Below are 14,844 nucleotides of genomic sequence, written 5' to 3'. Positions count from 1 at the left end.
TCCTAGGACGCCATGCTGACCTGCTGCCGATCCACCGCCACCAGCACTTCGATCATCTTGCGGGCTGCCGGCGACAGGCGAAATCCCGTGCGGCTGACGATGCCGCAGCGGGCGTTCATGCTCTCGATGTTCTGCGGCAGGTTGCGCCAGTGCAGCAGCGCCAGGGAGCCCTGTTCGATGTCCTCGACGAAGGCCTCTTCGGTGCCCACGCCAATCGCATTGGACTGGCGCACGATCTTCACCAGCGCCGGGAAATGTTCGGTCTGGATGGTCGGGGAAAAGTCGATGCGCCCGCTGAGGTTGGCCAGCAGCTTGCGGATTCCCGGCGGGATCAGCGTGGTGGCCAGCGGGTAGTCGAACATGTCGTTGGTCGACAGGCTTTCCTTGGCCAGCAGCGGGTGCCCCGGGCGGCAGAAAAACACCCCGCGCTTGGGCGTCAGGGGCTGGGTCTGGAAGTTCGGGTCGGCTTCGAAATGGCGGATGTCGGCGATAAAGAATTCGATCTCTTCGCGGCTCAGGCTGCGGCTGAGTTTTTCCCAGTTATCCACCTCCAGGCAGATGCGCACCTTGGGGTGGATGCCGGTGAATTGCGCCACCGCGTCGGGCACCAGTTTCACCGCCGGCGCCGGACCGCAACCGAAGCGCAGTTCGCCGGCGTCGAGCTTGGTCATCTGCGTCACTTCGCTGCTCAGCAAGGCCGCGCCCTGCACCAGGCTCAGGGCGTGCTGCAACACCACCTGGCCTTCCGGGGTGGGACGCAAATCCTTGTTGCCACGGTCCACCAGCACGCAGCCGAACTCCTGCTCCAGGCCCTGGATGCTGCGGCTGAAGGCCGGCTGAGTGATGCCCATGGCGTCGGCCGCGCGGACAAAACTGCGGTGTTCGTTGAGGGCGATGAAGTAACGCAATTGGCGAAGATCCATATGCTTTCCCGGCATCCGAAAAATAGCCCGAAGGCATTTGCGACGAGTGAGGAATGAGGTTTTAAATGCAAGCTCTTATTCCGTCAACGAAGCATGTGAATATCTATTAGATCTAAAGTGAATATAGATAGAGCGTTGTTTCGCTGCCGCTCAACCGTAAGCAGTCAGACGAGGGTCTACCCGATGAGCAATGCCGCACTAGCCGTTAAACCCGCTGTTCATGCGCTTGAGATCCACCCGGTGGCCGGCCGTATCGGCGCCGAGATCCGTGGCGTGCAACTCTCCGGCGAGCTGGACGCCGCCACGGTCGAAGCCATCCAGCAGGCGCTGGTGGACTACAAGGTGATCTTCTTCCGTGGCCAGGCTCACCTCGACGACCAGAGCCAGGAAGCCTTCTCCCACCTGCTCGGCGAGCCGGTGGCGCACCCCACCGTACCGGTGCGCGACGGCACCCGTTACCTGCTCGAACTGGACGGCGCCGAGGGCCAGCGCGCCAACTCCTGGCACACCGACGTGACCTTCGTCGATGCCTACCCGAAGGCCTCGATCCTGCGTTCGGTGGTGGCGCCGGCCTCCGGTGGCGATACGGTCTGGGCCAACACCGCCACCGCCTACAACGAACTGCCGGCGGAGTTGCGCGAGCTGGCGGACAAGCTCTGGGCGGTGCACAGCAACGAATACGACTACGCCGGGGCCAAGCCGGACGTGTCGGTGGAGAAGCTGGAGCGCTACCGCAAGGTGTTCACCTCCACCGTCTACGAGACCGAGCACCCGCTGGTGCGCGTGCACCCGGTGAGCGGCGAGAAGAGCCTGGTGCTCGGGCATTTCGTCAAACGCATCAAGGGCTACACCCAGGCCGATTCGGCGCACCTGTTCAACCTGTTGCAAAGCCATGTCACGCGTCTGGAAAACACCGTGCGCTGGCGCTGGACCGCCGGTGACGTGGCGATCTGGGACAACCGTTCGACCCAGCATTACGCGGTCGACGACTACGGCACCCAGGACCGCGTGGTCCGCCGCGTGACCCTCAAGGGCGACGTGCCGGTGGGTGTGCACGGGCAGCGTAGCCAGACCATCAAGGGGCTGTGACAGAGGCGCCCACGATTCTCTGTAGCCGCTGCCGCAGGCTGCGATCGACCCGAAGGGGCGCGGCGGTTTCAGGATCGCCGAAGGCCTGCGGCCTTATCGCAGCCTGCGGCAGCGGCTACAGGAGTGCGCGGTGGGTTTGAAATTTTTCGCCGGCAATCGAGCCCGCGAAGCCGCCGCCTCACTTTTCGCGAGCAAGCTCGCTCCTACAGAAAGGCGCAATGCCGTGCCCCTGTAGGAGCGAGCTGCTCGCGATCAGCCGCGCAGCGGCGTCCTCACCACACCCCGATCTGTACCACCTTTTCCGCCTCCGGTTCGCCATAACGAAAGCGTTGCCCGCGCAGGTCGATCTCTTCGTGGCTGATGGTGGTCCGCCGCTTCAGCCCGCGCAGCCAGTCGAACAGATACCCCAGGTGCTCCTCGCGCACCGCCGCATAGGCCGGGTCGGCGCCGAGGTCGCGCAGTTCCTGGGGGTCGTTGTAGAGGTCGAACAGCTGCGGGCGGAAGCCGTCGTAGGCCAGGTATTTCCAGCGCTCGCTGCGCACCATGGTCATGCGGCAGCGGTCGATGGGCTGGGCCAGGCGTTCGCGGGCCGGGGCCTGGAACGCGTAGTCGTATTCGCTGATGGCGTAGCGGCGCCAGTCGCCCGCCGTGCCGTGCAACAGTGGGATCAGCGAGCGGCCTTCCAGCCGGTGTTCGGCGCCGGGCAGCCCCAGGGCGTCGAGAAAGGTCGGCAGGGCATCGATGGTTTCCACCAGGCGCTCGTCCAGCGTGCCGCGGCTGATATCCGCCGCCGCCCGTGGGTCGCGCACGATCAGTGGCACGCCCACGGCCGGTTCCAGCAGGAACTCCTTTTCCCCCAGCCAGTGATCGCCGAGAAAGTCGCCGTGGTCGCTGGTGAACACGATCAGGGTGTCGTCCCAGCGCCCGCTGCTTTGCAGGAAATCGAACAGGCGGCCGAGCTGATCGTCCACCTGCTTGATCAGGCCCATATAGGTCGGCACCACGTTCAGGCGCACTTCGTCGCGGGAGAAGTTCTGGCTCTCCTGATGCTGGCGAAAGGCGGCATACACCGGGTGGTCGCTGGCCTCGTCGGCGGCGGCGCGCACCGGGGCGATCACCTGCTCGGCCGTGTACAGCGCGTGGTAGGGCGCCGGCGCGATATAGGGCCAGTGCGGCTTGATATAGGACAGGTGCAGGCACCAGGGCTGCTCGCCCTGCTCTTGGATGAAGTCGAGGGCGCGGTCGGTGGTGTAGACGGTCTCCGAATGCTGCTCGGGGACGCGGGCCGGCAGGTGGGCGTTGCGCATTTTCCAGCCGCTGAGGATTTCACCCTGTTCACCTGCGGCGGCGTTGGCCCAGTCGTGCCAGGGGTTGCGCCCCTGGTAGCCCTGTTCGCGCAGGTAATGGGTGTAGGGCGCCGACTCGCGTTTGTCGTCGAACAGCGGGCTGTCGGGGAAGATCCCGTCGTGGCGCAGATAGGGTTCGAAACCGACCTCGTTGAGGGCCTCGGCCTGCTGGCTCTCGGGGTCGATCGCCAGGCGCTGCAAGGCATCGAGATTGGGCGTGGCGTGGGTCTTGCCCACCAGCGCGGTGCGGATGCCGTGGGGGCTCAGGTAGTCGCCGATGGTCAGCTCTTCCAGGGGTAGCGGCACGGCGTTCCACGCCACCTGGTGGCTGCTGACATAACGCCCGGTGTAGGCCGACATCCGCGACGGCCCGCAGATGGTGCCCTGGGTGTAGGCGCGGCTGAAGCGCACGCCGGCGGCGGCCAGGCGGTCGATGTTCGGCGTGTGCAGGTGGGGGTGGCCGTAGCACGACAGGTAATCGCGACGCAGCTGGTCGCACATGATGTACAGCACGTTGCGCACGGGTTGGATGGGGTTGGACATGGGCTTCACCGATCGAAAGACAGGTGAGGGTTTTCGCTGTCGCGGGGCGTTCCGACAAGCGCATTTGGCGCATGCTTTTCATGCGTGATGTGCATGGGCCAAGGCGACCCCTGTAGCCGCTGCCGAAGGCTGCGATCGCACCGAAGGGGCGCGGCGATTTCAATATCGCTGAAGGCCTGCGGCCTTATCGCAGCCTGCGGCAGCGGCTACAGGTGCGGTGTTTCAGACCGCGAAATTTTCCAGCGAACACAGATCCTCATCCAGCGCGTCGGTGCGCTTGATCTCCTCGATCATCGCCTCGGCCAGCGGCGACAGCCGATAGCCTGCGCGGCTGACGATGCCGTAGCGGGTGTACAACTCCTCCAGGTCGTCGGCCAGGCCTTCGACCTTCAGGCACACCAGCTCGCCCCGGGCATTGTGCAGCGCATCGCTGTAGGCGCCGATGATGCCGATCGCATCCGAGCGCATCACCACGCCGAGCAGGCTATAGCTGTTCTCGCATTCCACATTCGGGACGAAATCCGGCCGGCCGCTGAGATCGACCACGACCTTGCGCAGGTTCGGCGGGCGGATGGTCGCGGCCAGCGGGTAACTCATCAGCTCGGCGGCGGTGACGCTTTCCTGCTCGGCCAGCGGGTGCCCGGCGCGGCAGCAGAAATGCCATTTGCGCGGGCGCAGGCGCTGGGTCAGGTAATCCGGGTTGGCTTCGAATTGCCGGGTGTCGGCGACGAAAAATTCGAACTCTTCGCTGAGCAGGCGTTTGCTCAGGGTTTGCCAGTCATCTACCTGGAATTGCACCCGGGCCTTGGGGTAACGCCCGATAAAGCTGCCGATGGCCCGCGGGATCAAGCCTGCCGCTGGCGCCGGCCCGCAACCGAAGCGCAGTTCGCCGGCCTCCAGGCCGTTGAACTGGCTGATCTCGTTGGCCAGTTGCTGCGCGCCGCTGACCAGCCTCCGCGCATGTTCGAGCAGCACCAGCCCCTGTTTGGTCGGTGCCAGGTCCTTGCGCCCGCGATCCACCAGCTGACAGCCGACGCTGTGCTCCAGGGCCTGAATGCTGCGGCTGAAGGCCGATTGCGACAGGTTCACCGCCAAGGCGGCCGCGACAAAGCTGCGCTGTTCGGCGAGGGCGATGAAGTGACGGAGCTGGCGCAGATCGATATGCATTTTTCACATTGAAAATATCGGGGAAATGCATTGGCTATGCATTAGGTCGACTCTTTATAAAGGCAATCTCTTATTCCGTAAATCTTATTAAAAACATAAATAAATAACTTAAAAGAATATACGGATCAGTCTGTTTTTTGCCCAGGAGCCGCCCATGAGCCCGTTGAACCTTGCCTCCCCCACTTCGCCCCGACGGCTCAAGCGCTTGCCGCTGGCCCTGCTGCTGGCCGGTAGCGCCGGCTGGTCCCACGGCTATGCCGCGCAAGCCGAAACGCCCGCCGAAGCCCCGGCCAAGGCCGATGCCGCCCGGACCGCCGCCAGCGGCCAGCTGGAAACCGTGACCGTGACCGCGCGGCGCCGCGAGGAGAGCGCCCAGGACGTGCCGACGCCGATGAGCGTGATCGGTGGCCAGGCCCTGGAGAGCCAGCGGGTCTATCGCATCCAGGATCTGCAGCAGCTGGTGCCGAGCGTCAACGTCGCCTACATGCACGCGCGCCAGTCCAGCGTGTCGATCCGCGGCCTGGGCAACAACCCGGCCAGCGACGGCCTGGAAGGCAGCGTCGGGCTGTACATCGACAACGTCTACCTGGGGCGGCCGGGCATGGCGGTGTTCGACCTGATGGACATCGAGCAACTGGAAGTACTGCGCGGTCCCCAGGGCACGCTGTTCGGCAAGAACACCACCGCCGGGGTGATCAACATCAGCACCCGCGCGCCGAGCTTCACCCCCGAGCGCAGCATCGAGACCTCGGTGGGCGAGGACGGCTACTTCCAGACGAAGGGCACTATTTCCGGGCCGCTGAACGACGAGCTGGCCGGGCGTTTCTCGGCCTATCGCACCCGCAGCGACGGCGATATCAAGAACCAACACGACGGCCATGACCTCAACGGCGGCTCGCGCCAGGGCTTTCGTGGCCAGCTGCTGTTCAAGCCCAACGAGAACTTCAACCTGCGCTGGATCGGCGATTACAACGAAGAGGACTCCAGTGCCGGCACCCGGGTGCTGTACAGCACCGGGCCGACCATCAATGGCGTCAACCAGTACCAGTCGCGGGCCACTGCGGCCGGCGCCACCCTGGTCGATGGCACGCACCGCAAGGTCAACCTGGACAACGATCAGCATGTCACGGTGTTCCAGGGCGGCACCTCCCTGGAGGCCAACTGGACCCTGCCCAGCGACTTCACCCTGACTTCGGTCAGCTCTTACCGCTGGTGGGACTTCACCCCGCGCAACGACGACGGGCTCAACGTGCCGGCCAGCTATAACGCCGGGGTCTCGGTGGAGGATAAACAGTGGTCCCAGGAGTTCCGCCTGGCCTCGCCCACGGGCGGGTTCTTCGACTACGTGCTCGGCGCCTACTACTTCGGCTCCGACCTGGATAACAAATCCTTCAGCTATTACGGACCCAAGGCGGACATCTGGAACGGCACGCCCACCGGCGCCCTGAACAACGTCACCAGCATCGGCAACGGGCATATCCGCACCGACAGTTTCGCGCTGTTCGCCCAGGGCACCTGGCACCTCACCGAGCGCCTGGATTTCACCGCCGGCCTGCGCGGCACCTATGAAGAGAAAAGCGCCTGGGTGACCCGCAATGCGCCAGTGGGGGGCGCCGCGGTGACCGGTGCCGCGGCCACGGCGCGGCGCGGACGGGCCGGGGCCTACGACTCCGGCGACCTCAACCAGTACAGCACCAGCCCCTCGGGCCTGCTCAACCTCAGCTACCGCTTCACTGACGACCTGCTGGGCTACGCCACCCTGTCCCACGGCGAGAAGTCCGGCGGGGTCAACCTTGCGGTCGGCTCGGCGCCCACCGCTGGCGCCGACTCGCTGCTGATCGGCACCGAGCGCGCCAACAACGCCGAACTGGGCTTCAAGAGCACCCTGTGGGACAAGCGCCTGCAACTCAACGCCAACCTGTTCTGGACCCAGGTCAACGGCTACCAGACCAACGCCTACGACGCCAACAACCGCGTGCAGTACCTGACCAACGCCGGCTCGGTGCGCTCACGGGGCGTGGAAATCGAAAGCACGCTGATCCCCATCCGTGGCCTGACCCTCAACCTCAACGGCTCCTACAACGACGTGCGCTACCTGTCCTACAAGGATGCGCCATGCCCGCCTGAAGTCAGCCTGCGCGCGGGCGCCCCGGCCTCCTGCGACCTCAGCGGCCACCAGGTGGTCGGCGCCTCGAAATGGATCGGCAACGCCAACGGCGAATACCAATGGAACCTGGACAACGGCCTCGAACCCTACGTCACCGGCAGCTACGCCTTCCGCTCCAAGGCCGTCGGCACCGTCGAGGATTCCGACTACGGCCAGATCCCCAGCTACGCGGTGGTCAACCTCTCCACCGGGCTACGTGGCAACTATGAGCAGGGACAGTGGGACGTGTCGCTGTGGCTGAAAAACGCCTTCGACAAGACCTACTACACCACGCTGTGGTCGGGGGGGAATGGCGGCTACGAAGGTTTGCTCGGCACGCCGCGGACCCTTGGCGTGACCGGCCGCTACGACTTCTGAACACCCTCATTTGCAACCCGCGCCGGGTTCCGCGGCGCGGTTCGACCTGAACAGGAGTTCCACCATGTTGAACCTCAAGCCCGTGTTGCCCCTGCTGCTGTCATTCAGTGCCGGGGCCTTCGCCGCCCCCAGCGTCTACCCCACCGGCGTGACCCGTTACGACCCGGCCAAGGCCTTCAATCAGTACGTGATCTTCAGTGGCGCGGACAAGAAAACCCACCTGATCGACATGAATGGCAACGAGGTGAAAACCTGGCCCCAGGCCGGCTTTCCTTCGGCGATCATCGACCCGCAGCTGGTGGGCGGCGCGCGTGGCCGGGTGCTGTTGCAGCTGAGCGAAAAGGACCCCGGCAAACTCGGCTCGGCCGGCAACGGCCTGGGCAACCAGAGCGTCGGCGAGCTGGGCTGGGATGGCAAGGTGGTCTGGCAATGGGGCGACCAGGCGCCTGGCGGCGCGGCCCAGCAGCATCATGACCAGCGCCGCCTGAGCAATGGCAACACCCTGGTGCTGGCCAACAAGGTGCATGCGGTGGCGGATTTCAAGGTGCCGCAAGTGATCGATGACGTGATCTACGAAGTCAGCCCCGAGGGCGAGGTGAAATGGCAGTGGCTGGCCTCCGAACACCTCAAGGAATTCGGCTTCACCCCGGAGCAGTTGAAGCTGGTGCGGGCCACCAAGGACCCGGACTACCTGCACATCAACAACCTCAGCGTGGTCGGCCCGAACAAGTGGTTCGACGCCGGCGACAAACGCTTCGCCCCGGACAACCTGCTGTTCGACTCCCGCAACGCCAACTTCATCGCCATCATCGACAAGCAGAGCGGCAAGGTGGTCTGGCGCCTCGGCCCCAACCTGCCGACCCTCAACCCGCGAGCGCCGGCGACCTTGCCGCGCCCGGTGGACCAGTTCGTTGGCCAGCACGATGCCCACATCATCCCCGCCGGCCTGCCGGGCGCGGGCAACCTGCTGGTGTTCGACAACCAGGGCACGGCCGGCTACCCCTCGGTGCCATTGGGGCTGATTTCCGGCTCGCGGGTGCTGGAGATCGACCCCGTGACCCAACAGATCGTCTGGCAGTACAGCGCCGCCAGTTCCAGGCAGCCGGGCTGGGCCTTCTACAGCTCGTTCATCAGCAGCGCCCGACGCCTGCCCAACGGCAATACCCTGATCGATGAAGGCATGAACGGCCGCTTCTTCCAGGTCACGGCAAGCGGCGAAAACGTCTGGGAATACGTCAGCCCGTTCCTCGGCAAGGCCCCGGGCAGCGACGCCATCAGCAACTGGGTGTACCGCGCATTGCCGGTGAGCTATGACTGGGTGCCACAAGGCACGCCACGTTCGGAAGCAGCGGTGATTACGCCGACGGCGGCTTTGCAACCGACTAATGCCAGCCGTTGATCCAACTGCTGCGTGGCTCTGGGTTACCTATAAAGGCTCGCTCGCGATAGCGCCGGTTCAGACGGCGCATCGCGAGGTCTCTACAGGCTTATTTGCAGCTGTAATTTTCAGGCATGGTGACCGTGTAATTGCGCTGTACGCGGTCGCGGAAATCCAGGTTCTGCAGGCCTTGTTCCACCAGGAAGGCCTCGACCTTGCCGTTCTGGCAATCCTCGTTATAAGAGGACACCCGCAGCAGATACACCGCACGCCGAGTGGTTTCGTCCCGGGCCGTCGCGGTAAAGGTCGACAGGGTGGTGTAGCCGGTGCGTTCCGAGGTGCCTACCGGACCATAAGACGTATTGGGCGTGCTGGTGCAGACCAGCTTTTCCTTCTTTTTCTTGCCATCCTTGCACACCGTGGAAGTGCTGTTCTGCACCTGGCCGTAGTCGGTGGCGGTGTAGCGGTAAGTGACTTGCTTGCTATGGATATCAAGGCTGACCGTCATCTTGATCGGCGCATGCTTCTTGGGCAGCGACGCCTCGGTAAACACCTCGCGGAACCCCTGGTCCTTCAACGCATTGACCATATCGCGCAGGTAATAACGGGCATTCAGCGAATTCTCGTCATTCCCCGTCGTGGCCGTCACCAGCACCAGCGCCTGCCGATCAAATTGATAGTCCGGATCCGGCGTGCCATTGAGCGCGACGTCGAACTTGGTGGCGCAGCCGGTGAGCAGAAGGGAAAACAGGAATAGCGGGTAAAGCATGTATCGAGTCATGAGGGCTTCGTTGTGTTGCGGTGGATGGGATAGGGATTAGACGGATGAGCGCGGGAATAAACAAATGGGGTAGGGGGAGCAGTAGGTCCGACAGGGGGGCGTATTGAAGGACGGCTTGGCTTGTGAGCGGGACTCCCGTCGAGCATGGCCTGCGGGGGAAGCATAAGCCGTTTGCAGAGGCAGCTACGGTCGTGTTCCCGTCAGTCTCAGCGACCAGCTTTTGCCTGAACGCATCGCGATTATCGATGCGAGCTTGATGTTTATTACTGACTAATCTTCCGTTTAGAATTTTGCTTTCAATATTTTGCATTTTAGCAAAATGCTTTCACGATCTGATATGGCGTTATTGTCGCACCAGTTGCTGATGACGGAGGCTCCGTCAGAAAATGAAAGCACTACGTGCTCGCCCATGAACTCGAATGCTATTCCTTCTTTCAGGTATTCGGGGATGGTTTCAAAGTCCTCATCAGTACTGAGATAAATTCCCGACATGTCAATGCCGAAACCCTCTGAGGTCACGAGCTTGTCTAGCGTTGTAGGTAGAAAACTTGGAGTGGTCAGGGAGGAAGAATCTCTAAGGTCAAGTAGGCAATTGTGGATAATGTTTTTTTGCCTGAGCGTCAGTCTATTCATTGGTCTGCATTACTAGTTGAGTTTTATATCAGTCGCACTGTGTGATTATGTAGATACGGTCATCAATTTTTTCTGTTCTACTTCCAAAGAAGTAGATTTCGTTCTGGTTGAATAACGTATAGTTTCTTTTTGTTCGGGACTTGCTTTTGCCAAAAATATCCATTTCTTGTTGTGCAGGGGCGGTGTCAACAATCGGAAATGATTGCTCTCCATGTACTTGCAATAAAAAGTCCAAGGCTGCTCCCTTGTACTGGGCCGGTGTCTCATCACCCATGAGCCACTTGGGCTTATCACCAGCCCACCCGAACACATTACTGCCTTTACTGTGGCTAAATGCTAAGGGAGTCATTGCGATCCGTATCGGGTAGTCACTTGCATAGGTTTTATCTTCACTCCTGAAAAGAAAGACCGCAAAGTATTTTTGGTAATAGCTTAAAAAGTTATCTGGAATTATCGCCCCCGATAGCGGGACTTTGAGCATTTCAGGAATCGTATAGTCTTCGTTGAAATCCTCAGTCGCGGCAAAAATACTTAGTGTGTGGCCATGTAGTGAGTGAGCCTCTGGAAATTGCAGCGTGAAGTAAAAGCTCATCAAACTGCCATTTGGGCTTTTGGGTATGCTCATTCCTTGGGGGATGACTGGTTTCCCTCCAATGTATGAAGCGGACTCGGTTTTTGGGGTTTTATTTATGTACATGGATTTAAATTGATTTTCCTGAAGAGTGGGTGGGATTTAACTGGTGTTGGATAATGGTGAATTGAGAGTTTTTTGATGCCGCGAGATCATGCTTCTAGCATGTAATTTTCAATTTTGGCTATTAACTCGCTTTTACTCTTTGTTCTAAATTCACATATATATTCTTCAGAATTTCTTATTGGCTTTCCACGGTTGTCATGCTTTATAGTCAGGAAGTCAACTACAAAATCTCCGAAGGGGTCTCCTTCTGGTTCCAATTTTGCATCAAAACAATGGCCAGTGCTTCTCCGCACTCCACCAATGAGTACGGAGTTGCTGTACCAGTCGGACGTCTTCTCTGTTAGCTCAACTTCGAACAGGTTGTTTATGGTTATTGTCCATCCGCTTGGCACACGAATGGCTTGAAGGTTGTATTCTAATTTTATTTTCATTTCACTTTTGCCATTGTTTTCCAAAGATTCGATACATGTGATTGCGCTCGTCACTATAGGTGGATGTTGCATGTTCTATATGTGGTGTCAACCCTTGGATGAGTGCCTATATTAAAGCTTAAATGGCCGATTAGAACGTGTCTGCGCTTCTTTCGTTATCTTCTCGAAACTTTAGATGCCCCAAAACAACTCTACCCATTTCTGGGGTATGTTTGGTCTTTTATCTAGTTTTAAAAGGGCTTTCGCACTCTTGTCAATGATTTCGCAGCGGCTTGAAGATGCTATATACTGGGTTAAACATTTACAAGCTGGCAAAACTCGATTTGATTTGTAGGAAAACTCTAAAAGTAATCTTATGTACTTCGGACGAGAGCTTAGGAAGATTTGTTAACACAAAAGCTTCTATTTTTTGTACCTACGTTGCCACATAAGGTTGCGAAATAACGTAGGTATGAAATTTTACGCCCTAATTTCTATGTAGTGTTTAAAGAAGCTATAGAAGTTTTCAGCTAGTGTTTTTTCAATTTGTTTACGGAAAATATTGTAGCTAACAACTTTCCCTTTACCGTGAGGGGAGCAGTTGATTGCCCAACAAATCTCATCATCTTTTAGAAAAATGACAGCTAAATCTGCGGGTAGATTATAGTCAGATCTGCAGTAGTTGGTGCTGTAGTTGATGGTGCCCCCTCTAGCTAGAGTCGCATCGTTTTTTTCAATTCCACATATTTCTGATTCGACTACGCCGCCGCCACCGCAAACCTCTAAGAATGCTGAAAAGTCTTCAGGGAAGCTAAGCTGTAGTAGGTTTTCCAGTTTTTGTATTTGGTCCTTGCTTGCTGCGCCGAACCAGAATGTTTCTTCGTCCGAAGAGTCTATTTTTTGTATTAGTGACTGATAGTCGTACATAAATCACCTCATTCGAAATCCTTAGTCCGTTCTTTCCAGCAAGCCTTTCCTCAACGAATCCACCTACCCAAAGGTTTAGACTCCTACTGGTAATTCAATCCCCGCCAGCTTGAGATCGCTATCCAATCGACAACAGTGAACAGGTCGTTCACCAGGCTCGATTTTTAATATTTACTGTTTCATTATTTTCTATTGGGCGAGAGGCCGATTTTCTTACTCTGTCCATAATCCAACAAATTCTTCAAAACTATTGGCTACGAAGTAAAGGCTGCTTGAGTTTGGGTCGAAAATTTCCACGGTTATAGAGGGTCTGTTGAAGTTAAAACATACTAAATAATCACCGGCGTCCCGTGCAATAGGTACTATGCCTGCAGGAAGTCCAGCGGTGCCTCCTGCGCGAACACACCATGCTATGGTATATGGTCGTATATCTGGTGAGAACTCAAAAAATTCACTAATACAACTCTCATTTCCATCATAAGGAAATGAAGATGTTTCTGGGGATGACTTGTCTGAGTAGATGACTAAATCCAAGTATGAATTTGGAAAGCTTACTCCCAATAGCTTTTGTGTCTGAGAGATTATGTCATCGGTAACTGATGAACTCTGTTCAATCCCAAAAGAGCTCCAGTTAATTTTCATGCTTTTCTCCTAGGGGTGTTTTCCTATCTGGAAAGCCATTTTTTCCTGGGTGAACAAGAAGCCCCACGCACAGCCGCCATATAAGAAGCGGTAGGCACAAAAAACTCCAGCTGTTCACATAGCGACATTTGCATGTCTCGATCATATTCGGTCTGTCAAAACCGGTCACTGATTTTGCAGCGACTGAAAGATGCTATCTGGGTAGAGGAGGGGCTACAAGTTGGCAGAAGTCGACGCGTTCTGTAGGAAAAGTCTCTGCTGCCACCAAAAGCAGATTGTCTTTCTTTAACTAGTGGCAGATGGCTTGCTAGATGGATTTTGATTTTTGGTTTTGTTGTAGGCAGGATGTTTGAGGGGATTTTAACTGCTCATCCCCTCTTTCCCAAAAACTATTTCTTGCTGTGTAGGAGCGTTATTGGCGATTAGCTTTTTTTCGATTCTTAAAAATTGAACTCGGCACTAACTATCCCGTCATCGTCATCTTTTGAGTCGCTTTCATCATTGTCTGGTACAAGATGCTCGAAAAAGTCAATAAAGGATGGGGCGATCAGAAACAGTGAAGAGGCATCATCTTTCGCTTCATGGTACCAATAATAGACTTCTCCTGTTTTTTTGTTGACGCAAAACTGATCTCCACCACCAGACTCTCCAAATGTATAAAATGCTCTATTTATCTGGCTTGAGTACATTTCATTTTTGTAGTAGATGTTGTTTGAATCTGGAGCTAGGCCATAAATTATATCTAAATATACGAAGCCGTTATTGTCTCCGATAGGCATTTTCTTAGGAGTTTTAAATTTTGCTCCGTTTGAGAAAACTATAGCAGTTTGGAAGTTGCTTAAAAGCCTTTTCAGGTCTTCTGAAATTTCGCTACCATCCTGCAAGCCGTTGCGGGGCTGTTTTGTCTCGAAGGACATTGATTCGGCGCCGAGCTCATTTAAAATCTTGTCATATGACATATTTAATTCCTCATGTCCGAAGCAGAGCCAATATGGGGGATGTTTCCATGTAGGCCTGTCGGGATTAACTGTATGGTCTCTTTGTCAAGATGGTGTGGCGTGAGCTCAGCTTTTCGTAATAGTAGTCTGGCCGCATTGGCACTTCTTAGGTTTCGATCTTTTTTCAGTCTTTCATATACTTTTTTGAAATCCTGATCTGTCCCATCTAGTACGCCAGGCTTGAACTTTACAGTACCTTTTGACCACTGTGAAAAATCGGGACGACCGTTGACGAAAGGAATAGGCTCCCCTTTGGTCACTTCATTGACCTCAGGAATGTCAGAGTACCAAGGGCTTTCTCCTGGTTTTCCCTTTCCATCCGCCCCCCAGCGGCCCTGGTTCCTTGGGAGTCGTGTGCGGGGATTTTGGCCGGTCTCCGGAGTTTGAGATTTGCCCCCAGATGCTCCTGGACATTCATCTAAACCTAATGGGTCCACCCAACCTGTTGGGTTATGCACATATTTGTAGTTGTTCAACCCCCCCGCCAACTTGATCGGGTCCGGGGTCAAAAAACGTCCAGAGCTCGGATTGTAGTAGCGATGGCGGTTGTAGTGCAGCCCGGTTTCCGCATCGAAGTACTGGCCCTGGAAACGCAGCGGGTTGTCGATTTCGGAAACGTCCAGCGCCGCCAGATTGCCATACGCCCGGTACTTGGCCGACCACATGATTTCGCCGCTGTAGGCGGTCAATTCCTGCGGCGTGCCGAGGTGGTCGAGTTGGTAGTAGAACGGCGTGGCCTGGGCCGGGCCTTCGCCATCGAGCATGGCCAAGGGGCGGAAGGTGCCC

General features: G+C 57.5%; 14 protein-coding genes. 3 read left to right on the top strand and 11 right to left on the bottom strand.

Features of this window, described 5'->3' with window-relative positions:
- Positions 1–2 precede the first annotated feature (2 nt).
- Positions 3–923 carry a LysR family transcriptional regulator gene (locus tag J4E58_RS31460; RefSeq protein WP_007932927.1) on the bottom strand — a complete coding sequence of 307 codons (921 nt, stop codon included), beginning with the start codon at positions 921–923 and terminating at the stop codon, positions 3–5.
- A 183-nt stretch (positions 924–1,106) separates the two neighbouring features.
- Between J4E58_RS31460 and J4E58_RS31455 the strand changes: the two genes are divergently transcribed.
- Positions 1,107–2,012, top strand: a complete 906-nt coding sequence (locus tag J4E58_RS31455) for a TauD/TfdA family dioxygenase (RefSeq protein ID WP_087092344.1) — start codon at positions 1,107–1,109, stop codon at positions 2,010–2,012.
- A 272-nt stretch (positions 2,013–2,284) separates the two neighbouring features.
- Here the strand turns inward: J4E58_RS31455 and J4E58_RS31450 are convergent, their stop codons facing one another.
- Positions 2,285–3,901: an alkaline phosphatase family protein gene (locus tag J4E58_RS31450; RefSeq protein ID WP_087092345.1), complete on the bottom strand. Its 1,617-nt coding sequence runs from the start codon at positions 3,899–3,901 to the stop codon at positions 2,285–2,287.
- Positions 3,902–4,123: 222 nt separating this feature from the next.
- The gene (locus tag J4E58_RS31445) at positions 4,124–5,068 is read right to left on the bottom strand and encodes a LysR family transcriptional regulator (RefSeq protein ID WP_009041643.1); all 945 of its coding nucleotides are present in this window, start codon (positions 5,066–5,068) and stop codon (positions 4,124–4,126) included.
- 154 nt (positions 5,069–5,222) lie between these two features.
- On the opposite strand from J4E58_RS31445, the gene J4E58_RS31440 reads away from it, so the two are divergent.
- Both J4E58_RS31440 and J4E58_RS31435 read left to right on the top strand, forming a co-directional pair.
- Positions 5,223–7,592 carry a TonB-dependent receptor gene (locus tag J4E58_RS31440; RefSeq protein WP_087092346.1) on the top strand — a complete coding sequence of 790 codons (2,370 nt, stop codon included), beginning with the start codon at positions 5,223–5,225 and terminating at the stop codon, positions 7,590–7,592.
- Positions 7,593–7,656: 64 nt separating this feature from the next.
- Entirely contained in the window at positions 7,657–8,991 is a 1,335-nt protein-coding gene (locus J4E58_RS31435) for an aryl-sulfate sulfotransferase (protein WP_087092347.1), read from the top strand.
- Between the two features lie 88 nt (positions 8,992–9,079).
- Here J4E58_RS31435 and J4E58_RS31430 read toward each other — a convergent pair whose 3' ends face one another.
- The 8 genes from J4E58_RS31430 to J4E58_RS31395 all read right to left on the bottom strand — a co-directional run.
- Positions 9,080–9,751, bottom strand: coding sequence for a hypothetical protein (locus J4E58_RS31430; protein ID WP_007928953.1), 672 nt, complete (start codon positions 9,749–9,751; stop codon positions 9,080–9,082).
- Positions 9,752–10,033: 282 nt separating this feature from the next.
- Positions 10,034–10,384: a hypothetical protein gene (locus J4E58_RS31425; protein WP_087092348.1), complete on the bottom strand. Its 351-nt coding sequence runs from the start codon at positions 10,382–10,384 to the stop codon at positions 10,034–10,036.
- 28 nt (positions 10,385–10,412) lie between these two features.
- The gene (locus J4E58_RS31420; protein WP_087092349.1) at positions 10,413–10,976 is read right to left on the bottom strand and encodes a hypothetical protein; all 564 of its coding nucleotides are present in this window, start codon (positions 10,974–10,976) and stop codon (positions 10,413–10,415) included.
- A 191-nt stretch (positions 10,977–11,167) separates the two neighbouring features.
- Entirely contained in the window at positions 11,168–11,512 is a 345-nt protein-coding gene (locus J4E58_RS31415) for a hypothetical protein (protein ID WP_143481914.1), read from the bottom strand.
- Between the two features lie 459 nt (positions 11,513–11,971).
- Positions 11,972–12,418: an SMI1/KNR4 family protein gene (locus J4E58_RS31410; RefSeq protein WP_087092350.1), complete on the bottom strand. Its 447-nt coding sequence runs from the start codon at positions 12,416–12,418 to the stop codon at positions 11,972–11,974.
- A gap of 213 nt (positions 12,419–12,631) precedes the next feature.
- Entirely contained in the window at positions 12,632–13,060 is a 429-nt protein-coding gene (locus tag J4E58_RS31405; protein ID WP_087092351.1) for an SMI1/KNR4 family protein, read from the bottom strand.
- Positions 13,061–13,500: 440 nt separating this feature from the next.
- A complete protein-coding gene (locus J4E58_RS31400) occupies positions 13,501–14,019 on the bottom strand; it encodes an SMI1/KNR4 family protein (protein WP_087092352.1) in 519 nt (172 codons plus the stop codon).
- A 2-nt stretch (positions 14,020–14,021) separates the two neighbouring features.
- On the bottom strand, positions 14,022–14,844 hold an 823-nt coding region (locus J4E58_RS31395; RefSeq protein WP_207255365.1), incomplete at its 5' end, for an RHS repeat-associated core domain-containing protein.

The sequence above is a fragment of the Pseudomonas sp. FW305-25 genome, assembly GCF_017351415.1.
Taxonomy (GTDB): Bacteria; Pseudomonadota; Gammaproteobacteria; order Pseudomonadales; family Pseudomonadaceae; genus Aquipseudomonas; species Aquipseudomonas chlororaphis.
This window is presented reverse-complemented; position numbering and strand designations above follow the sequence as displayed.

What these genes read in the sequence shown, in the direction of transcription:
- J4E58_RS31410 (WP_087092350.1), bottom strand. Translation starts at nt 12,418, where the DNA reads ATGTACGACTATCAGTCACTAATACAAAAAATAGACTCTTCGGACGAA.
- J4E58_RS31400 (WP_087092352.1), bottom strand. Translation starts at nt 14,019, where the DNA reads ATGTCATATGACAAGATTTTAAATGAGCTCGGCGCCGAATCAATGTCC.
- J4E58_RS31405 (WP_087092351.1), bottom strand. Translation starts at nt 13,060, where the DNA reads ATGAAAATTAACTGGAGCTCTTTTGGGATTGAACAGAGTTCATCAGTT.
- J4E58_RS31455 (WP_087092344.1), top strand. Translation starts at nt 1,107, where the DNA reads ATGAGCAATGCCGCACTAGCCGTTAAACCCGCTGTTCATGCGCTTGAG.
- J4E58_RS31440 (WP_087092346.1), top strand. Translation starts at nt 5,223, where the DNA reads ATGAGCCCGTTGAACCTTGCCTCCCCCACTTCGCCCCGACGGCTCAAG.
- J4E58_RS31415 (WP_143481914.1), bottom strand. Translation starts at nt 11,512, where the DNA reads ATGAAAATAAAATTAGAATACAACCTTCAAGCCATTCGTGTGCCAAGC.
- J4E58_RS31445 (WP_009041643.1), bottom strand. Translation starts at nt 5,068, where the DNA reads ATGCATATCGATCTGCGCCAGCTCCGTCACTTCATCGCCCTCGCCGAA.
- J4E58_RS31435 (WP_087092347.1), top strand. Translation starts at nt 7,657, where the DNA reads ATGTTGAACCTCAAGCCCGTGTTGCCCCTGCTGCTGTCATTCAGTGCC.
- J4E58_RS31420 (WP_087092349.1), bottom strand. Translation starts at nt 10,976, where the DNA reads ATGAGCTTTTACTTCACGCTGCAATTTCCAGAGGCTCACTCACTACAT.
- J4E58_RS31450 (WP_087092345.1), bottom strand. Translation starts at nt 3,901, where the DNA reads ATGTCCAACCCCATCCAACCCGTGCGCAACGTGCTGTACATCATGTGC.
- J4E58_RS31430 (WP_007928953.1), bottom strand. Translation starts at nt 9,751, where the DNA reads ATGACTCGATACATGCTTTACCCGCTATTCCTGTTTTCCCTTCTGCTC.
- J4E58_RS31460 (WP_007932927.1), bottom strand. Translation starts at nt 923, where the DNA reads ATGGATCTTCGCCAATTGCGTTACTTCATCGCCCTCAACGAACACCGC.
- J4E58_RS31425 (WP_087092348.1), bottom strand. Translation starts at nt 10,384, where the DNA reads ATGAATAGACTGACGCTCAGGCAAAAAAACATTATCCACAATTGCCTA.